Annotated in this window: 18 protein-coding genes; 10 read left to right on the top strand and 8 right to left on the bottom strand. The window is 71.2% G+C overall.

Annotated features, from left to right (window positions below; genetic code table 11):
• The first annotated feature begins 779 nt into the window (after window positions 1–779).
• The 3 genes from ACLBYE_RS01545 (at window position 780) to ACLBYE_RS01555 (ending at window position 3564) form a co-directional block, all read left to right on the top strand.
• The gene (locus ACLBYE_RS01545; protein WP_447692750.1) at window positions 780–1538 is read left to right on the top strand and encodes a sugar transferase; all 759 of its coding nucleotides are present in this window, start codon (window positions 780–782) and stop codon (window positions 1536–1538) included.
• A 156-nt stretch (window positions 1539–1694) separates the two neighbouring features.
• Window positions 1695–1919, top strand: a complete 225-nt coding sequence (locus ACLBYE_RS01550; protein WP_447692751.1) for a hypothetical protein — start codon at window positions 1695–1697, stop codon at window positions 1917–1919.
• A 1132-nt stretch (window positions 1920–3051) separates the two neighbouring features.
• Complete coding sequence (locus ACLBYE_RS01555; RefSeq protein WP_447692752.1) at window positions 3052–3564, top strand: hypothetical protein; 513 nt, start codon at window positions 3052–3054, stop codon at window positions 3562–3564.
• A 246-nt stretch (window positions 3565–3810) separates the two neighbouring features.
• Here the strand turns inward: ACLBYE_RS01555 and ACLBYE_RS01560 are convergent, their stop codons facing one another.
• The 7 genes from ACLBYE_RS01560 to ACLBYE_RS01590 form a co-directional block, all read right to left on the bottom strand.
• Entirely contained in the window at window positions 3811–4269 is a 459-nt protein-coding gene (locus ACLBYE_RS01560) for a hypothetical protein (RefSeq protein ID WP_447692753.1), read from the bottom strand.
• 739 nt (window positions 4270–5008) lie between these two features.
• Window positions 5009–6016 carry a dienelactone hydrolase family protein gene (locus ACLBYE_RS01565; RefSeq protein ID WP_447692754.1) on the bottom strand — a complete coding sequence of 336 codons (1008 nt, stop codon included), beginning with the start codon at window positions 6014–6016 and terminating at the stop codon, window positions 5009–5011.
• 115 nt (window positions 6017–6131) lie between these two features.
• A complete protein-coding gene (gene atzF / locus ACLBYE_RS01570) occupies window positions 6132–7943 on the bottom strand; it encodes an allophanate hydrolase (RefSeq protein WP_447692755.1) in 1812 nt (603 codons plus the stop codon).
• A gap of 15 nt (window positions 7944–7958) precedes the next feature.
• Window positions 7959–8873, bottom strand: coding sequence for a polysaccharide deacetylase family protein (locus ACLBYE_RS01575; RefSeq protein ID WP_447692756.1), 915 nt, complete (start codon window positions 8871–8873; stop codon window positions 7959–7961).
• Window positions 8873–9655: an ABC transporter ATP-binding protein gene (locus ACLBYE_RS01580; protein WP_091979593.1), complete on the bottom strand. Its 783-nt coding sequence runs from the start codon at window positions 9653–9655 to the stop codon at window positions 8873–8875. The genes ACLBYE_RS01575 and ACLBYE_RS01580 overlap by 1 nt, the downstream gene beginning before the upstream one ends.
• Window positions 9648–10505, bottom strand: a complete 858-nt coding sequence (locus ACLBYE_RS01585) for an ABC transporter permease (RefSeq protein ID WP_447692757.1) — start codon at window positions 10503–10505, stop codon at window positions 9648–9650. Before ACLBYE_RS01585 ends, ACLBYE_RS01580 begins: the two co-directional genes overlap by 8 nt.
• Complete coding sequence (locus tag ACLBYE_RS01590) at window positions 10502–11452, bottom strand: ABC transporter substrate-binding protein (protein WP_447692758.1); 951 nt, start codon at window positions 11450–11452, stop codon at window positions 10502–10504. The genes ACLBYE_RS01585 and ACLBYE_RS01590 overlap by 4 nt, the downstream gene beginning before the upstream one ends.
• A 117-nt stretch (window positions 11453–11569) precedes the next feature.
• On the opposite strand from ACLBYE_RS01590, the gene ACLBYE_RS01595 reads away from it, so the two are divergent.
• Complete coding sequence (locus tag ACLBYE_RS01595; RefSeq protein WP_447692759.1) at window positions 11570–12466, top strand: LysR family transcriptional regulator; 897 nt, start codon at window positions 11570–11572, stop codon at window positions 12464–12466.
• Between the two features lie 44 nt (window positions 12467–12510).
• On the opposite strand, the gene ACLBYE_RS01600 is transcribed toward ACLBYE_RS01595, so the two are convergent.
• Entirely contained in the window at window positions 12511–14088 is a 1578-nt protein-coding gene (locus tag ACLBYE_RS01600; RefSeq protein ID WP_447692760.1) for a winged helix-turn-helix domain-containing protein, read from the bottom strand.
• Window positions 14089–14291: 203 nt separating this feature from the next.
• On the opposite strand from ACLBYE_RS01600, the gene ACLBYE_RS01605 reads away from it, so the two are divergent.
• The 6 genes from ACLBYE_RS01605 to phnE (ACLBYE_RS01630) all read left to right on the top strand — a co-directional run bounded on the left by ACLBYE_RS01605 (window position 14292) and on the right by phnE (ACLBYE_RS01630) (window position 19643).
• Window positions 14292–15356: an alpha/beta fold hydrolase gene (locus tag ACLBYE_RS01605; RefSeq protein ID WP_447692761.1), complete on the top strand. Its 1065-nt coding sequence runs from the start codon at window positions 14292–14294 to the stop codon at window positions 15354–15356.
• A 65-nt stretch (window positions 15357–15421) separates the two neighbouring features.
• Window positions 15422–15949 carry a cytochrome P460 family protein gene (locus tag ACLBYE_RS01610; RefSeq protein ID WP_447692762.1) on the top strand — a complete coding sequence of 176 codons (528 nt, stop codon included), beginning with the start codon at window positions 15422–15424 and terminating at the stop codon, window positions 15947–15949.
• Between the two features lie 190 nt (window positions 15950–16139).
• Complete coding sequence (gene phnD / locus ACLBYE_RS01615; protein ID WP_056524895.1) at window positions 16140–17162, top strand: phosphate/phosphite/phosphonate ABC transporter substrate-binding protein; 1023 nt, start codon at window positions 16140–16142, stop codon at window positions 17160–17162.
• Between the two features lie 8 nt (window positions 17163–17170).
• Window positions 17171–18016, top strand: a complete 846-nt coding sequence (gene phnC, locus ACLBYE_RS01620) for a phosphonate ABC transporter ATP-binding protein (protein ID WP_419544898.1) — start codon at window positions 17171–17173, stop codon at window positions 18014–18016.
• Window positions 18013–18831 carry a phosphonate ABC transporter, permease protein PhnE gene (phnE, locus tag ACLBYE_RS01625; protein ID WP_447692763.1) on the top strand — a complete coding sequence of 273 codons (819 nt, stop codon included), beginning with the start codon at window positions 18013–18015 and terminating at the stop codon, window positions 18829–18831. Before phnC ends, phnE (ACLBYE_RS01625) begins: the two co-directional genes overlap by 4 nt.
• A complete protein-coding gene (gene phnE / locus ACLBYE_RS01630) occupies window positions 18828–19643 on the top strand; it encodes a phosphonate ABC transporter, permease protein PhnE (protein ID WP_447692764.1) in 816 nt (271 codons plus the stop codon). The genes phnE (ACLBYE_RS01625) and phnE (ACLBYE_RS01630) overlap by 4 nt, the downstream gene beginning before the upstream one ends.
• The last annotated feature ends 7 nt before the right edge of the window (window positions 19644–19650 follow it).

Here is a 19650-nt window from a genome sequence, read left to right on the forward strand (position 1 = left end):
CATTGTGGCCGCTCCTGCACGTTGGATGCCGCTTAGCCATCCGCAGGATACTGAGTTCGCCCATCCGGGTCACGCTGCGGAACCCGCCGCCATAGGGATTAGTCCCGCGGCATCGCAATAAGGCCGCGCACGGTCCGTCGCGGCGCGGCCCTATTGCGATGCCATCGATCCGGCACGCGTCTCATCCCGCTGACGGCGTCTGAGGTACTGTATCGGGAGTCCATCCATAGAACGCGCGCCGCACCTTGTCATGATCGCCCTCGGCGCGGAATTGATTTCGCCGCGCCATTCAGCAACATCCCGGCGATCGCCGCCGCAGCGACCTCCCGGAATGCCTGCGGGGGACGTCTGGACCTCGCACCGCGATCCCACGCGGGAGCGTCCCGGTCCGGACCGGTGGCCCGCGCGCGGGAGAAGCACAGGGCTGCAAGTGGCTCAGCTCTCGACCATCAACCGTGGGAACGCGCGGCATTCCTCGGGCTGGACGAACGCAGTGCACAATGATGGATGAGCATCCGGCCAAGGTCGGTGTCTCGCGACATTGCTTGGATTGCGGCATCGAGCCAAATTCGTGGCCGGGTCGAGCGGCAGAGGCCTGGTGCCACTGTGCTTCATCCTGCGAGATCGAAATCTATTCTTACATTCTTGTGCGGAAAATATACTTGCATATAAGGCATGGTTAAGCTTGAAACAGGCGCGATGATTTGATATCCAATCGTTAACAATTGGTTAACCGTTGCTGCGCCTGGCGGCCACCTGCCGTGACGAGGAGCCAGAACATGCTGCGCGACGTCGGCCCACCGCTCCCGCCTGCCTTGCGTGCGCCGCAGTACGGTGTCGAACTGGCGGATCAGGTGGGCGATGCCGCGGAGGCTGTCGCGGAGGCCGTTCTGCCAACGGCGCCGTTCGTGGCGCGCGGTCTGCGGCTGGGCTGGGCGGCCAAGCGCGGGCTCGACATCACGGTGGCGGCCACGGCCCTCTTCCTCTTGCTGCCGTTGCTGATCGTGATCGCCGCTCTCGTGTATGCCGGTGATCGCGAGGCGCCGATCTTCCGCCACATGCGGGTGGGCCGGGACGGTCGCCGCTTCGGCTGCCTGAAGTTCCGCTCCATGGTGACGAACGGCGACGCTGTTCTGGCGGCGCATCTGGCCGCCAACCCTCTGGCCCGGGCCGAGTGGGCGGCGACGCACAAGCTCAGCGACGACCCGCGCGTCACCGCCGTCGGCTACGTGCTGCGCAAGACCTCGCTCGACGAGCTGCCGCAGCTCTGGAATGTGCTGCGCGGCGAGATGAGCTTGGTCGGTCCGCGCCCGATCGTGCCGGCCGAAGTCGCCCGCTACGGGCGGGCATTCCCCACCTGTTTCGCCGTGCCGCCGGGCGTGACGGGGCTGTGGCAGGTCTCGGGCCGCTCCGACACGACCTATGCCGAGCGCGTCGCGCTGGATCTGGACTATGCCACCCGGTGGACCTTGCACCGGGATCTCGCCATCATGCTGCGCACCGTTCCCGCGGTTCTGGCGCAGCGCGGGAGCCGATGAGGCGCGGATGGTCCCCGAGCCGCCCCGCGCCGGGGCGCGGCGTGCTCCGGCCCTGCGCGACGGCGCGGCACGAACCGCGCTCCCAGATCCGGATCGGGGCAGCACTTCGCTGGTCCGACAGATGAGGGCCGGATCGGATTGTGGCGGGTTCCAGCGATGACCGAACAGGACCCGGACCGGCACGAGGATCCGATCTGGTACGATCGGATCGAGGCGGATGAGCCGCCTGGCGTGATCCTCGATGTGCTGGCGCACGTGTTCGTGCCGATCATGGCGGCTCTCGGTGCGGTGAGAGCGCTGTACTGGCTACCGACCCGACTGTGGTGCCGGGCCGCGCGCTCGATCCTGCGCGATCGGACCGCCGCTGCGAAGCGGCTCTGAGTCGAGCGCGGCATCGTCACAGTCGAGCATTCGCCGGGCTCGAGCGGCCTGACGTGATACGTCATCCGCCGATGGCCCGCGACGCGGCCTCCAGCCGTCCGAGCTCCGGTGAGCGTGCGGCCACACAGAACGCGCGTCTGAGCGTCCGCTCACCGCTCACCTCTCGGACACGCGAGCTGGTTATCTCCGGAGCATCCCGAGCTCGGAGCCGCGGCGCCGGTTGTGGGAGCTTCGCCAAGTCGAGATTGACAATATTAACGCTATGAAGTAGCGCTATTGGTCATTCTGAGAATTGACAGACGTGATGGATCCTGAACGGGATCAGATGTCATTTGCCCATATCGAGTGGCGAGTGCTTGTATGAGGTTCTCGGAGGCAGGGGCTGCCATTCGGCGCTGGCACTTTGGCTGGCCGCCGCGCACGCGCAGGATGACCGCCAGCGAGCGCTCCCTCTCGGTCGGTGCCTGCCAAACGTGCGGGGCAAAGGTGGAGATCTCCAACGCATATTGCGTTCCCTGCGCCACAGAATACGCCGACTGCGATGTCGCATATTTTGATCGATGGTTGCTGGTCTTTATCTGGGTCGCCGCAGCTGTAACGCTCTTCGGTGCAATATATTTTATGTCGAGATTCTTCGGTATCGTATCATAAAGATGTTCACGATCCTTCGTCGCTCGGCCTTCGCGTCATCGCCGACGTCGGATTGTAGAACGGTCGGAAGGCTCGCCGATCGGGGCGGAACGGCGCAAGCGGATGTCCCAGGATTCGGTGCGCGCTCCCGCGCCATCGATCCGAGATCTGGGACGTATAGGTCTCTGGTCAGGAGAGGTGGCACGTTCCCGGTCTCGGATGGTGATCGCGTCGATGCGCCGGCTGTCAGGTTCGTGCACGCTCCTGTTCCGCACCCGGGGCCCGGCTCGGCGATCACGGGCTGGCCGGCGCTCGAGCGTCGGTATGCGGTCCGTCCAGCTCGATATCCCGGTGGATGAGAGATCAGAGTACCTCTATCGGGTGATGGACGCTGGCCATTGCTCGGTAGAATGGCTGTGGGACCCACTGTTCAGGGCGCGATCGCGGCTGACGATACAATCGAGCTGGGTCTGAACAGGTTGCGGGTGAGGGTGAGGGCAGGATGCGCGGCTTGGTTTCGACTGCGACGCTCTCCGGAGTGCTGGCGCTTGTCTTCAGCATGCCCGCATCGGCGGCCTCCGATATCACGGTCGCTGCCATCACCACCGGTCGGCTCTATGTTGTCGGGACGACCGATCGCCCGCACACGGCCGTGATTTTGGACAACCGATTCAAAACCGAATCCGATGAGAACAGGAAGTTTCAGTACGAATTGGTGTATCATCCTGCCAATTGTGTGGTTTCCGCCGCAATCGATGGGACGATACACGAAGCGGTTGTCAGCAATTGTGGGCAGCAGGTGGTGCCCGGAACTTGGCTGGACCCGAAGCCCGCGATGACGAGGCCGACTCCTCTGGAGCGGGTGCTCTCCCCGACGGTCGAGGTGCCCTCCACCGTCTTCTGCCCCTCGATTCAGACAGAGCGCTCGCAGGATCCGGCACGCATCGAGCTTGCTGACCGCACGCCGCCGGTCTTCACCGTCGTGACGGGAATGAATTTCTCGCCGCGCTACTGACGCTTGGCGGAAGGTGTGGAGGCGGAGAGGATGGGTGCGGCGCATCGTCGGGATCCTCCGCGGAAGGAGGCCGTAGACGGGCTTCTGCACGGCGTCGGCTGACGGAGCGCGCGGCGAAAGGGATGGCCGCTTCGCGGGCTCGAGGAGCCGCGGTCGTGACCGTCGCGGCGCTTGAGAACGCACCGATGCGCGCCGGTCGATACAGACAACTCGCCGTTCACTCTCGAGCCGCGTCGAAGAGCGACGTCAGCATCCTGAGCAAACGCTCTTCGCGGCGCCGCGTCCGCCCTTCAGGAGCGCCGCCATCGCCGCTTCGCGATTGTACTCCGACATGATCCTCTTGGTGGCGAGGTCCTTATCGAAGCCGGGGATGTTGTCCTTCTGTGTGGCCGAGGCTTCTCCGACGGCGAGACCGTTCGACATGCGCGACAGGCCGGAATAGATCGGCGGCTTCATCAAATTCTCCGGACGGAGACTCTTCCAGCTCATGCGGTTGCGCATCGAGGAATCGAGAACCGCCAGAGGGTTCACGCCGTTATGGCCGATCTGCGCGTCCGTGAGCTTCAGAGTGCCGGGAATGACGACGGGGAGCGGATCGATATCGGGCTCGGCCCGTAGTGCCGCGGCGCCCGCGAGCGGGCCCGTCGACGCGGTTGCCGCAGGCATCGCGGTCGGGGGCGGCAAGGCGCTGTAGGCGGTCGGCATCAGCGGTGCGTGGGAGCACGCGCCTAGAGTCAGCACCACCACAAGCGTCCCGATTCGTCTGAAAGCCATGGCCGCCCTCGCGCTGCGCCGGGCCATTCTAGCCAAGCTTGCACATGACATACCAGTGTTGGGCGGCGCGAGTCCAACCCATATAAACTGGCTACAGCAGTCTCCGAAGTACGCAATGACCAAAAGTAGTATAGGGGCTCAGCGGCCATTCTTGCCGACGGGTCCCAGCGGCGGGCTCGGTCTCGCGACAATTGATTTTCTTTCCTGATATGAACAGCTTCGATTTTCGCGCATCTGAGACAGGTCGAGTTTCGATGAGGTATCTAGCGCGGTAGATTTGTTGATGGAAGCGCGTGGCTACGCTCTCGGTTGTCCCTGTCCTTCATGTGAAGTCGTTTGCGGTGTTCGTGTCGGAAGGTGTCCGTGCCCGCGAGAGCGGGGTTGCGGGCCTCCGGACAGGTGAAGGCCGCACCGATAGATTGAACCCGCCGTCGAAGAGTCTGCGTATATTGGCCCAGTTAGGCACGAGATCGGCACAGTCCGGCCGAGCACGTTCGATCTGTCAGCATTCATGACGCTGCCTGCAGGTCGAACGCCACGCGACACGCAGGTCGGGGGGCGACGCGGGCGGTGCGGGGCGAGCCGCCGACGTCAATTGACCGGGTCGCCCGCCGCGCGAGGGCGCGTCGGGCAGGCAGGGGCCGCGCAGATCCGCACCGCGCTCCGTCGGTCACCGTCCCCGGAACGCGGCGTCCAGCGCGTGCGAGACACGCGCGAGGATCCCGGCGCGGGCGGCGGCGTCGGAGCCGATATGCGGGTCGCGCTGCACGCACGGGGCCGCGTAGGTGAACGGCGTGGCGTCCGGGCCCTCCACGAGGGCGCCGTCCGCCGCCTCGCTGATCGCGCAGGCGCGGACGGTCTGCGCGCCGCGGGCGACCACGGGCTGGGTCGGCCCGGCCGGGTTGTCGAAGACGTGCTGCGCTCCGGGAAAGACGGTCAGGTCGACATCGGCGCCGTCCGCCCTCAGGCGCTCCGCGTAGGCCGCGCAGGTGGCGGCGGGATTGTAGTCGTCGCCGCCGCCACCGAAGATCCGGATCGGCCGATCCGCCACGGCCGTGTCGTCCCGGAAGCGGATCGAGCAGTCCGGGTAGACCGGCAGGTAGAGGGCGGGGATCACGCCGGAGCGGTTCCAGGCGGCGTCGAAGCGCTTGAGGCTGGCATAGAGCGCCGCCTGCCCGCCGCGCGAGAAGCCCATCACGGCGATCCGCCCCGGGTCGACTCGCGGATGCTTCGCCAGCACGCCCAGCGCCCGGTAGATGTCGAGGATCAGGTTCGTGCGCGCCAGGAGGCTCTGGTCGGTGTTGACGCTGGTCAGGCCGCGCCCGGTGAATCCGTCGATGGCGAAGGTCGAGATCCCGCGCGCCGCCAGCGCCCGCTGCCAGAACTCGATGTTGCCGCCCAGGCCCCCGGAGCCGTGCATCAGGATCACGGTCGGCAGGCGCTCGGTCCCTGCCTTGGCGATGCGCAGGATCCCCGCGACCGTGACCGGCTTCGCCCCCTCGGACGTGCCGGTGAGGAACTGCCGGTCGGTCAGCGTCAGGCTCTCGAACGGGTGAACCTCCACGCGGGCGGCGTAGCTGCCGAGATCGGCGACGCCGTCCGCTGCGGGCCCGGCGGAGGCCGCCTGCGTGATGCCGGCCAGCAGACAGGCCGCCAGGAACAGGATCGATCGCCGCATCGGAACGCTCCGCCACCGGGCGGCAGCCTAGCAGCGGTGCGGGCGGCCTGTCGCCGCGCGAGGGGCCGGAACCGGTTTCCTCTCGCCGCCCGATGTCAGGCCCGGGGGGCGAGGGCTACGCGGCCGCGCGGTCGGCCAGGTAGGCGCGCCAGCCGCCGAAGCGCGTGATGTCGGCCGCCCCGTCGAGGCCGGCCGGCTCGACCAGGAAGCCCTTGGGCGCCGTGCCGTCGGCGAGCCGCAGCGTGCCGATGCCGAGCGGTGCCGGGATGGCGGCGACGAAGCGTCCGAACGCGGCGGGCGGCAGGGCCCAGACCTCGGTCTCGATGGCGGCGCCGTCCCCGGCCGCCACCCGGAGCAGCCCCGGGCGCTGCGGCGGGCCGCCCGGCAGGGCGTAGAGGCGATAGTCCCGGGCCGTCGGCACAGCGCGCAGGAAGCGCCCGCCGCAGCCGGCCAGCTCGCGGTTCAGCGGCAGTCCCGAGAGATGCGCCCCGACGACCGCCAGCTCGATCGCGTCCGGTCCGGCCGCGGACGACCCCGGCTCCACGACCGGCACTGGCATCGTGCCCGCGCCGATCCGCGGCGCCGAGGCCGCGTGGAGGCGTGCCCCGAGGGCGGCGAGGAGCCCGTCCGAGCCGCGCGGCGCCAGCAGGGTGATCCCGGCGGGGAAGCCGTCAACGCGGGGCCGGCCCGGCACCGCCAGGGCGCACCAGTCGAGCAGGTTGACGAAGTTGGTGTAGGTGCCGAGCTCGCTGTTCGGCCCGATCGGGTCGGCCGCGACCGCCGCGCAGGTCTGCGGGCGCGGGTAGGTCGGCACGGCGAGGACGTCGATCCGGTCCCAGACCGCGTCCGCGGCCCGGCGCAGCGCCGCGAGGCGGTACAAGCCCGCGAAGGCGTCGGCCGCGCTGTGGCGCTCGGCGGAGGCGATGACCGCCCGCGTCGTCGGGTGGAGGATGTCGGGGCGCGTCTCCATCACCGGGCGGATCGCCGCGTAGCGCTCGGCGACCCACGGGCCGTCGTAGAGCAGGGCCGCGGCGGCGAACATCGGCGCGAGATCGACCGGCGCCGCCGCCCCGGCGAGGGCTTCGAGATCGGCGACCGCCGCCGCGAAGGCCGCCTCCGAGAGCCCGTCGCCGCCGAAGCGGAGGCTCGCCGCGTCCGGGAGCCCGAGGCGCAGGCCCGGCGGGAGGGCGGCGGGGGCGGCCGGCACCGGCAGGGCCCGTGACCAGGGATCGGCGGCATCCGGACCCAGCATGACCCGGAAGGCCGCGTCGGCGTCGGCCACGGTGCCGGCGAAGACCGAGAGCGTGTCGAGGGTCCGGCAGGCCGGCAGCATCCCGCGGCTGGAGATCGCCCCGAGGGAGGGCTTCAGCCCGACGACGTTGTTGAGCGCCGCCGGCACCCGGCCCGACCCCGCCGTGTCGGTGCCGAGCGCGAAGGCGACGATCCCGTGCGCCACCGCCACGGCCGAGCCGCTGCTGGACCCGCCGGGCACGTAGGCCGGATCGATCGCGTTGCGCGGGGCCGGGTAGGGGGTGCGCAGGCCGACGAGCCCGGTGGCGAACTGGTCGAGGTTGGTCTTGCCGATCAGGATCGCGCCGGCCGCGAGGAGACGCGCCACCGCGGGCGCGGTCTCGGCGGGGGTGTGGGCGAAGTCCGGGCAGGCGGCGGTGGTCGGCAGCCCGGCGACGTCGATGTTGTCCTTGACGGCGAACGGCACGCCCCAGAGCGGCATCGCCGCGGGGTCGAAGGGGGGGAGCGCCGCCGCGGCTTCGCGAGCGTCCGCCTCCGGGACGAGCGCCAGGAAGATGCCGGGATCGTCCACCGCGGCGAGCCGCCGGTAGGCCTCGGCCACGACGGCGCGCGGGTCGAGGCCGTCGGCGTAGGCCGCGTGCAGGAGCGGGATGGTCGGGAAGGGGGGCACGGTCATTCCTCGCAGCGAGGCTCAGGATTCGTCGCCGGTGGCGCGGTACCAGTCGAGGATCTCGCCCCCCTGCATGAACACCGCGTCGTCGCGGGCGAGGACGGCGTCGAGCAGCCGTTCCAGCAGGCCGATCCGGTGCGGCACGCCGGTGATGTAGGGGTGGATCGCGAAGCCCATCACCTTGGCGCCGCCGAGGGGGCCGGAGCCGGCGGCCTCGGCGGCGAGCCGGTCGAGATGGGCGAGCGCCCGCTCCACGAACTCGTCGGCCCGGTGATGCTGGATGGCCAGCAGCGGGATGTCGTTGAGCTCGACGGAGTAGGGGAGGGCGACGAGGTCGCCGGTGCGCGTCGCCACCCGGCAGGGGCGGTCGTCGACCACGAAGTCGCCGACGTACTCGAGGCCGGCCGCGCGCAGGTGGTCGGGCGTGTCGAGGGTCTCGGTGAGGCCCGGCCCCAGCCAGCCGCGCGGCGGGCGCCCCGTGGTCGCGGTGATCGCCGCGACGGTGCGGGCGATCATCGCCGGCTGGTCCGCGACCCTGTGGGTCGGGACCTGGTGGAAGCCGTGGGCCATGAACTCCCAGCCGGCCGCGTGGGCGGCCTCGGCCACGCGGGGATAGGCCGTGCAGACCGAGCCGTTGATCGACAGCGTCGGGCGGATTCCGCGGCTGGCGAAGGCCTCGAGGAAGCGCCAGAAGCCGACCCGCATCCCGTACTCGTGCCACGCCCAGTTGGGGATATCCGGGAGCAGGCTCGCGGCGGTCGGCGGCACCAGGATCTGGCGCGGCATCGGGTTGTCGATCAGCCAGTGCTCGACGTTGACCACCGGCCAGACCGCCACGTGCTTGCCGCCCGGCAAGGTCAGGCGCGGCCGGTCCACGGCGGCGCGGTAGGCGAGGCGGTTCTCGGGCCGGCGGGGATCGTCGGGGGACGTCTCCATCAGGCGGCGGCCCGCGGGGCGTGGTGGCTGTGGAGCTGCGCGGCCAGCATCCGGCGCAGGTCGTTGAAGGCCGGGCTCGACACGTCGCGCCGCCGCGGCAGCTCGACCGGGTGGATCGCCTCGATCCGGCCGGGGCCGGGCGACATCATCACGATGCGGTCCGCGAGGAAGATCGCTTCCTCGATGGCGTGGGTGACGAACAGGATCGTCAGCCCCGTCCGTGACCACAGGTCGAGCAGCTCGTCCTGCAGCCGCTCGCGGGTCATGGCGTCGAGCGCCCCGAAGGGCTCGTCCATCAGCACCACCTCGGCCTCGTTGGCGAGCACCCGGGCGATGGCAACGCGCTGCTTCATCCCGCCCGAGAGCTGGTGCGGGTAGGCGTCGGCGAAGGCCTGGAGGCCGACCAGGGCGATGTAGCGCTCGGCGGTGTCGCGCACCTCGGCGGCGGGCCGCCCGCGGGCCTTCGGGCCGAAGCCGATATTGTCGCGCACGGTGAGCCACGGGAACAGGCCGTAATCCTGGAAGACCATGCCGCGGCTCGGTCCCGGCCCGGCGATCGGCTTGCCCCACATCAGGGCCTGCCCGGCGGTCGGGGCCTCGAAGCCGGCGGCGACCCGCAGCAGCGTCGACTTCCCGCAGCCCGAGGCGCCGAGCAGGCAGACGAACTCGCCGCGGGACACTGTGAGGTTCGCCTCGCGCAGGGCCTCGGTCCGGCGGCCGCCCGCCGCGTAGGTCTTGGAGACCGCCCGCATGTCGAGGATCGGGATCGTCGGATCAGCCATGATTGGGGCTCCAGGCGAGCAGCCGGCGGCCGAGCTGCATGACCAGCCAGTCGGAGACGAAGCCCGCGACGCCGATCACCGCCATGCCGCAGATCACGATCTCGGTGCGCGAGAGCTGGCGCGCCTCCATGATGATCGCGCCGAGGCCGGTCTGGACCCCGGTCATCTCGCCGACCACGATCACCACCCAGGCGAAGCCGAGGCCGAGCCGCAGGCCGGTGAAGATCGACGGCAGGGCCGCGGGCAGCACCACGCGGACGAACTGCGCCGGCCCGGTGCAGCCCAGCATCGCGGCCGCCTCGAACAGGCGGGGTTCCACCGAGCGGACCCCGAACACGGTGTTGACCAGGATCGGGTAGAATGCCCCGAGGAACACGAGGAAGAACGCCGAGCGGGGTCCCAGGCCGAACAAGATCATCGCCAAGGGCAGCCACGCGGTGACCGGAACCGGCCGCAGCACCTGCAGGACGGGGTCGAGCAGCGCCCGGATCAGGGGCACGCGGCCGATCAGCAGGCCGAGCGGCAGGGCGGCGGCGGCCGCCAGCGCGAAGCCGCCGTAGACCCGGCTCAGCGACGCCGCGAGATGGGTCCAGAGCGTGCCGCTGAACGCGTCGTCGTTGACGCCGCCGACCGCGAGATCCCGCATCTCGGCCCAGACCTCCGCGGGGGGCGGGATCAGGCTGTAGGGCCGGCCAGCGGTGGTGACCTGCCAGACCGCGACGAGCGCGGCCGGCACCACGCAGGCGAGCGCCAGCCGGCGCAGGTGGGCGAGCCCGGGCCCGGATCCGGCCCGGCGGGCGGGCGCCGGCGTCACCGCCGGCAGGGCGCCGGCCTCGATGCCGGTGCTCACGCCCGCCCCAGCGCGTCGACGAAGCGGGTGTCGATGAAGCCGGGCTCCGGCAGCCGCTTGATCTGCTTGAGCGCGAGCATGTGCTGCGCGTAGGCGTCGGCCTGCCGGATCTCGTTCGGCCCGAGGCGCCAGGTCAGCTCGACGTTCGGGGCCGAGAGCTCGAGCGCCTCGCGCTTCTGCCCGAGCTTCGCCACCGCCATGGCGATCATCGCGTCGCGGTCGCCGGCCGCGAAGTCCGTCGCCTTGCGGTGGATCTCCAGCATGGTCCGGACGAGGTCCGGCCGCTCGGCCAGCGTGTCGCGGTGGGCGCCGAACACCATGTTCAGCGCGCCCATCTCGGTGCCGTAGGGGTACTCGACGAGCTGGCCGACGCCCGAGGCGAGGCTGACGCCGGGGCCCGGCTCGGCGCCGACATAGGCGTCGACGTCGCCGCGGGCGAGGGCGATGTGCATCTCCGAGAAGGAGACGCGCACGGGGGTGATGTCCTTCACCGAGAGCCCCTCCATGCGCATCCGCTCCAGGACGAAGACCTCCTGGGTGCTGCCGGGCCAGATCGCGACGCGCTTGCCGCGCAGGTCCTTGATGGCGCGGATGTCGGAGCCCTTCTTGGCGATCACCGCCATCCCGCGGTTGCAGGTGGAGGCGATGACCACGAGCGGCTCGCCGGCGGCCGCGCCCAGCGTCGCGGCGGCGATGCCGAACGTGCCGAAATCCACCGACTTGGTGACCACCGCATTCTTGCATTCGGTGGGACTCTCGAAGGGCACGACCTCTACCTTCACGCCCGCGGGGGTGAAGCGCTCATAGAAGCTCGGCGCGATCGAGTGGATCAGCTTGAGCGAGCCCATCCGGATCGTGACGGGCGCGCCCTGGGCGCGGGCCCGGGCCAGGGGTCCGAGGGCGAGGCCGGCCCCGAGACCGGCCAGGAGGGTGCGGCGGCGGATCATCGAACGGCTCCTGAAGGGTCCCGATGTGCCGACGCTACGGGCACCACCTGTTGCGAGGAAGTGCTATTTTCTGAGCGTGCCGTTGCCATACGCGCAACAGACGGGCAGGGTGCGGGCGTGAAGCACCTGCGCACCGTCACCTACGTCGCCGAGGTCGCCCGCGCCGGTTCGATCCGGCGCGCCGCGGAGCGCTTGAACCTCACGCCCTCGGCCCTGACCCGGCAGATTCAGGATCTCGAGTACGAGCTCGGGACGCCGATCTTCGAGCGCCTCCCGCAGGGGATGCGGCTCAACGCGGCCGGCGAGCTCTTCGCCCGGCACATCCGCGACCAGGCGGCCGATCTCGACCGGGTCCGCTCGCAGATCGCCGACCTGTCGGGCGTGCGGCGGGGGCACGTGGCGCTCGCCTGCAGCCAAGCCTTCGTCACCCAGGTGGTGCCCGAGGAGGTCGAGGCCTACCGTGCCCGCTTTCCGCAGGTCGGCTTCACCGTGCAGGTCCGCGACCACGCCCAGGCGGTCACCGCCCTGGCGGCTTTCGAGGCCGACCTCGCCCTGATCCTGCAGCCGCCGCCCTCGGCGGAGCTGCACCCGCTCTATTCCGGCCACCAGACCCTGTGCGCGCTGATGCGCCGGGGCCACGCGCTGGCGGCGGAGAACGGGCCGGTGCGGCTGCGCGATTGTCTCGCGCACGCCCTGGCGCTGCCCGACCGATCGCTCGCCATCCGCCACCACATCGAGCACGCGCTGGCCCGGCGGGGCGTCGAGCTGCGGCCGGTCGTGGAGTCGGGCTCGCTTGAGTTCCTGCGCAACCTCACCCTGCGGGAGGACGTGGTCAGCCTGCAGGTGCCCAGCGGCATCCCGGAGGACCCGCGCCTGCACAGCCGGCCGATCGACACCCGCGACCTCACCCCGATGACGCTGGTCCTGGCGCAGCTGCGCGGGCGCTCGCTCTCGGTGGCCGCCGCCAAGTTCGCCGATCAGCTCGTCGTCCGGCTGAACCGGGAAGGGGCCTGACCGGGAAGAGGCCTCACCGGGACGGGGCCTGACCGGCGCCCCGCTCAGGCGGGCAGGCCGGCTTCGGCCAGCGCCGCGGCGTATCGCTGCCCCAGGGCGGCGACCGGGAAGGGGATCCGCGCCAGGAAGCCCGAGACCGTCAATCCGGGCTCGATCGACAGGAGCTCGGCGACCGCCTGCCGGGCGCGCTCCGACTGGCCGAGCCCGACATGGGCCACGGCGAGCGCCCGCAGGGCGACGGCGAAGCGCCGGTTCTGCGCCAGCGCCCGCTCGGCCCACCGGATCGCCTCGGGATAGTCGGCCTCGCTGACCGCCGCGACCGCCATCACGCCCGACATCAGCCAGCCGCGCGGATCCCGCGGGTTGAGCTGCAGCGCCCGCTCGACCATGGCGCGTCCCGCCTCCGCGCGGCCGCACATGGTCTCGATCCAGCCCGCGAGGGTGAGCGCCAGGGCGGAGTTCGGGTTGACGAGCAGCGCGCGGCCGAACAGGTCGCGCGCCCGGCCCCGCCCGGTCTCCGACATGTTCCAGACCGCGAAGGCCGCCATCCACAGCACCTGCGCGTCCCCGGGCGCGCGCTCGACCGCGCCCCAGGCCAGCCGCACGGCCGCCGCGCGCTCCGCCTCGCCCTGCGCGATCCAGCCCTGGAAATGGCACTGCGCCCGGCAATAGGCCGCCGCGGCCATCGCCGGTGCGTAGCCCGGGTCGAGTGCCAGGGCCTCGTCCAGGTGATCGAGCGCCGCCGCCATGCCGGCGGCGGTGAAGTCGGCGAGCCGGGCATTGGCCCGGAGCAGCCGGTCGTAGGCGTCCGGATGGGCCGGCGCGTCGCGGCCGAGCCGGCCGATCTCCGCCAGCTGGAGGGTGGGCTCGATCGCGGCGGCGGCGCGCGCGGCGACGCGCTCCTGCAGGGCGAAGACGTCGTCGAGCCCGCCGTCGAAGCTGTCGGCCCAGAGATGGGCGCCGGTCCCGGCATCGACCAGCTGGCCGGTGATCCGCAGGCGCGACCCGCCGCGGCGCACGCTGCCGGCGACCACGTAGCCGACGCCGAGCTCCTGCCCGACCCGGCGCACGTCGATCGCCGCGCCGCGGTAGGTGAAGGTCGAGTTGCGCGCGATCACGAACAGGCCGCTGACGCGGGACAGCGCCGTGATGATCTCCTCGGTGATCCCGTCGGCGAAGTAGGCCTGATCCGGATCCGCGCTCATGTTGGTGAAGGGCAGGACCGCCACCTCGGGCAGGCGCGGCCCGGTGCGCCACGTGACGCCCGGCTCCGCCGCGTCTTCCGGAGCGATCCCGGGCGAGACCTCCGATGCGGCCTCGCGCACGGCGCCGACGAAGCGCACGCCCTTGCGCGGGAGCGTCCGGATCCAGCGCTGCTCGGTTCCCGTGTCGCCGATCGCCGTCCGGGCCGCGTTGATCCGGCTGCCGAGGGTCGCCTCGGAGACGATGCGCCCATTCCAGACCGCCTCCAGCAGGTCGTCGCGGCTGACCACCCTGTCGCGCCGCTCGATGAGCACCCGCAGGAGGTCGAAGACCTGCGGCTCGACGGCGATCTCGGCGCCGTCCCGGCTCAGCTCGCGCCGGGCGGCATCGAGGGTGAAGGGTCCGAACCGGTAGATCACGGGGCGTTCCTGGGCGGGGCCATGTCCGCGTTCCGCACCCTGCTCACCGAACCGGTGTCCGCGGCGGAGGGCGCTCTAGCACGGGCCCGGGCGGGCATAAATCATGGGCCTCTGAAGGTGTCCTCAAGGCCCTCTCAAAGCGCGGTGTCGAGCATCGGAATAGGTTTCGCTCCATCGAAGACTTTCCGACGAGGGAGCCGTCCATGGCCCGCGAGACCGATCCCGACACATCCGCCTGGAGCCGCCGCCGCCTCCTGAAGAGCGCTGTGGCCACCGCCGCCCTCGCCGAGCTCGGCCTCGGCGGGACCGCGCGGGCGCAGGGTGCCCCGGCCCCCGGCGCCCCGGTCCCCGGCGCCCTGGTCCCCGGCGCCATGCCGGGCGTCCTGAAGCAGGTCGAGGCCGGCGTGCTCGACGTCGGCTACGTCGAGGCCGGTCCCGCCGACGGGCCGGCGGTCATCCTGCTTCACGGCTGGCCCTACGACATCCACGCCTTCGCGGAGGTCGTGCCGATCCTCGCGGCGGCCGGGCACCGGGTGATCGTGCCGTACCTGCGCGGCTACGGCACCACCCGCTTCCTGGCGTCGGACACGGTCCGGAACGGCGAGCAGGCGGCACTCGCGGTGGACGTCATCGCCCTGATGGACGCCCTGAAGATCCCCCAGGCCGTCCTGGGCGGCTTCGACTGGGGCGCGCGGACGGCCGACATCGTCGCGGCGCTGTGGCCGGAGCGGTGCCGGGCGCTGGTGGCGGTCAGCGGCTACCTGATCGGCAACCAGGAGGCCGGCAAGAAGCCGCTGCCGCCGCGGGCCGAGCTGTCCTGGTGGTACCAGTTCTACTTCGCCACCAGCCGGGGGCGGGCCGGCTACGAGGCCTACCGCGCCGACTTCGCCAAGCTGATCTGGCAGACCGCCTCGCCGCGCTGGCGCTTCGACGACGCCACCTTCGCGCGGAGCGCCCCGGCCCTCGACAACCCGGATCACGTCAGCATCGTCATCCACAATTACCGCTGGCGGATGGGCCTCGCCGAGGGCGAGCGCCGGTACGACGCGCTGGAGAACCGCCTCGCACAGGCGCCCACGATCGGCGTGCCGACCATCACCCTGGAGGGCGACGCGAACGGCGCCCCGCATCCGGACCCCGCCAGCTACGCGGCCAAGTTCACCGGGCGCTACGCGCACCGGCTGATCACCGGTGGGATCGGCCACAACCTCCCGCAGGAGGCCCCGCGCGCCTTCGCGCAGTCCGTGATCGACGCGGCAGCGGCCTGACCGCGCCGGCGCGGCCGGATCATCCCCGGACACACGATCATCCCGAGACGATGACGGAGGTTGCCATGCGGTTCCTGGCTGTCGCGCTGCCGGCCCTGCTCGCTGCCGGCCTGCTCGCTGCAGGCCCATTCTTGGTCGGCTCCGCGGTGCGCGCCGTGGATCCCGGGACTGCCCCGGCGGCCTCGCCGATCTACGGCGTCACCGTCCCGGACGGGTACCGCGACTGGCAGCTCGTCGGCGTCGCGCAGGAGACCGGGGCCCTCGACGAGCTGCGCGCCGTGGTCGGCAACGCGCGGGCGCTGGACGCCTACCGGTCCGGCACCCTGCCGTTCCCGGACGGGACGGTGCTGGTGAAGCGCGCCTGGACTCGGGTGCCGTCCGCGGAGTTCGCCCCGGCCTTCGTGCCCGGCGGCGCCACGACGGTCCAGGTCATGGTGAAGGATTCGCGGCGCTACGCGGCGACGGGGGGCTGGGGGTTCGGGCGCTTCGTCGACGGCAAGCCCGCGGACGCGGCCCAGCACGAGACCTGCTTCGCCTGCCACAGCGCGAATGTCCGGGACCACGACTACGTGTTCACGCGGCTCGCGCCCTGAGGCCGGCCGCCGCCCGGACGGTCGCCACGACGCCCCTGTCAGCGCGCGGCTTCCCTCAACGTCCGCTCGATGCCGCACCTTGCGTCTCCCGTCAGCCGGCGCCTACACCTTTGCCGGCTCAAGCTCGGCCCGGACCGGGCGGGACATGACGGCGCCGGCCCGAGGCACGGCCCCGCAGGGAGGATAGCGCGTGACGATCGCCCGATACGGCGCAGCCCTGGCGCTGCTCTGCGGCTTCGGTTCCCTGTCGCCCCTCAGGGCCGACGAGTGTCCCAACCGCGGCCAACTCGACGACGCCTACTGCGACGCCAACAAGGACCTCGTCGCCGACGTCCCGGCCAAGACCCGCGACCCGAGCGTGATCGTCTTCGCCTACACGCCGGTGGAGGATCCCGCGGTCTACGAGAACTCGTTCAAGCCGTTCACGACCTACCTGAGCCAGTGCACGGGCAAGCGCGTCGTCTACTACCCGGTCCAGTCGAACTCCGCCGAGATCGAGGCGATGCGCTCCGGCCGGCTCACGGTGGCGGGCTTCTCGACCGGGCCCCTCGGCTTCGCGGTGAACATGGCCGGCGCGATCCCGTTCGCCGCCAAGGGCACCGAGAAGGGCGCCGAGGGCTACAACCTGATCGTCGTGGTGAAGGCGAGCAGCCCCTACAAGACGCTGGCCGATCTCAAGGGCAAGCGCGTGGCCCACACGGCGCCGTCGTCGAATTCCGGCAACCTCGCGCCCAAGGCGCTCTTCCCCGAGCAGGGGCTGAAGCCCGGCGAGGACTACAAGCTCATCTACTCGGGCGGCCACGACAAGTCGGCGCTGGGCGTCGGCACCGGCGACTACGACGCCGCCCCGGTGGCCTCCGACGTGTTCTACCGGATGGTCGCCCGCGGCACGATCAAGGGCGACGATTACCGGGTGATCTACACGAGCGAGAAGTTCCCGACCTCGGGCTTCGCCTACGCCCACGATCTCAAGCCGGAACTCGCCGAGAAGCTGAAGCAGTGCTTCTACGACTTCCGCTTCCCGCCCGACATGGTGAAGGATTTCGAGGGCGACGACCGGTTCGCGCCGATCACCTACCTCAAGGACTGGGCGATCGTCCGCAAGGTCGCGGAGGAATCGGGCACGCCGTACAACAAGGTCGCCTACGAGCGCGAAGCCGCCCGCGAGGCCGAGGCGGCGCGCAAGAAGGCCGCGGGCGCGCCCAAGCCGTGACTCAGGCCGTGACTCAGGCCGTGACGCAGGCCGTGACGGCGGGGAGCGCGGCGCGCGCGGTGGCGGCCGGACCCGAGGGCGATCCCCGGGCGGAGGATCCGCGCGCGCTGGTGATCCGCGGGCTGACCAAGGCGTACCGGGCCGGGCAGCCGGTCCTGAAGGGCATCGACCTCGTGGTGCCCGGCACCGGGCTCACGGCGATCATCGGGCCGTCCGGCACCGGCAAGAGCACCCTGATCCGCTGCATCAACCGGCTGGTCCAGCCGACCTCGGGGGAGATCCTGTTCCGGGGCGAGGACCTCGCCCGGCTCTCCGGTCCCGCCCTGCGCCGGGCGCGGCGCCGGATCGGGATGGTGTTCCAGGAGTACAACTTGGTCGAGCGCCTCTCGGTGATGGAGAACCTGCTCTGCGGCCGCCTCGGCTACGTGCCGGCCTGGCGCGCGTGGCTGCGGCGCTTCCCCGAGGCCGACATCGCCCGCGCCTTCGACCTCCTCGACGCGGTCGGCCTGTCGGGCTTCGCCACCCGCCGGGCCGACGCCCTGTCGGGCGGGCAGCGCCAGCGCGTCGGCATCGCCCGGGCGATCATGCAGGAGCCCGAGATCGTGCTCGCCGACGAGCCGACCTCGTCCCTCGACCCGAAGAGCTCCGTCGAGATCATGGAGATCCTGTCCCGGCTCGCGGCCGAGCGCGGCGTGCCGGTGGTGGTCAACATCCACAACGTGGCGCTCGCCCAGCGCTTCGCCGCGCGGATCGTCGGCATGTCGGGCGGACACGTGGTCTATGACGGTCCGCCGGACCGGCTGAGCGAGGCCGACCTGCGCGGCATCTACGGCGGCGAGAACTGGCTCGAATGAGCGCGCCCGCCCGCCCGGCCTCCCAGGACGCTTCCCCCGACGCCGCCGGCCGCGTCGCGTTCCGGCCCAACTGGACCGCCCGCGCCGGCTGGGCGCTCCTCGCCGTCTACGCGGTCTACGCGGCGACCCAGCTCGGCTTCTCGCCCGAGCGCTTCGCCGGCGGCCTCGCCCACGGGCGGCAATTCCTGGCCCGGATGTTCCCGCCGAACTTCTCCCGCTGGGAGCTGATCCAGTCGGGGATCCTCGAGAGCCTGCAGATCGCCGTGATCGCCACGGTGGTCGGCATCGCGGTCGCCCTGCCGATCGGATTCCTGGCGGCCCGCAACCTGATGCCGCCCTGGGTGACGTGGCCGACCCGTATCCTGATCGCGCTCTGCCGGTCGTTCCACCCGATCATCGTGGCGATCCTGTTCGTGAAGGCGATCGGCTTCGGGGCGCTCGCCGGCGTCATGGCGCTGATCGTCGCCTCGGTGGGCTTCATCGCCAAGCTGTTCGCCGAGGCGATCGAGGAGATCTCCCTGAAGCAGGTCGAGGCCGTGCGGGCGACCGGGGCCGGCTTCCTGTCGACCCTGATCATGGGCGTGCAGCCGCAGGTGCTGCCGCGCTTCATCGGCTTCGCCACCTACCAGCTCGATTCCAACCTGCGGAACTCGACCATGGTGGGCATCGTCGGCGGCGGCGGCATCGGCGCGACGCTGTTCACCGCCTACCAGCGCTTCGACTTCGACGTGGTGCTGGCGATCCTGATCGTCATCGTCGCCCTGATCATGGTGGCCGAGATCGTCTCCGGCTGGGCCCGCAAGGTGTTCCAGTGAGCGTCGCCCTCGCGTCCGCTCCCGCCGGCCCGCGCCGCTGGCAGCGCTTCCCCCTGTGGAAGCGGCTGGCGCGGCTCGCCTTCACGCTGTGCGCGGTGGCGGCCTTCGTGGCGAGCCTGCGCACCATCGAGGTGATCCCGGAATTCCTCTACGACGCGCCCAACCAGCTGGCCGACCTGTTCGGACGGATGTGGCCGATGGATGCCGGCTATGTCGGGCCGACCCTGCGGGCGCTGGTGGAGACGCTCCACATCGCGACGCTCGGCACCCTGATCGCCATCGTGATCGCGGTGCCGATCGGGCTGATGGCGGCCCGCAACGTCACGCCCAACCGCGCGCTGAACCTCTTCGCCAAGTTCGTGTTCGTGACCTCGCGCTCGGTGAACTCCCTGGTCTGGGCGCTGCTGTTCGTGGCGGTGTTCGGCCCGGGGCCGCTGGCCGGGACCCTGGCGATCGCGCTCCGCTCCGTCGGCTTCACCGGCAAGCTGTTCGCCGAGGCGCTGGAGGAGGCCAATCGCGGCTCGATCGAGGCCCTGCAGGCCGCGGGTGCCGGCCGGATGTCGACTTTGCTGCTCGGCTACTGGCCGCAGGTGAAGCCGGCCTTCTGGTCGATCGCGCTGTTCCGCTGGGACATCAACATCCGCGAATCCGCCGTGCTGGGGCTGGTCGGCGCGGGCGGCATCGGCGTCGCGCTCGATACCGCCCTGAACCTGCTCTACTGGGACCAGGTCGCCGTGGTGCTCGCCGCGATCTTCGGCGTCGTCATCCTGGCCGAGATCGTCGTGACGGCGCTCCGCGCCCGGACGCTCTGAGCCGCCG

The organism is Methylobacterium sp. A52T, from assembly GCF_053346095.1.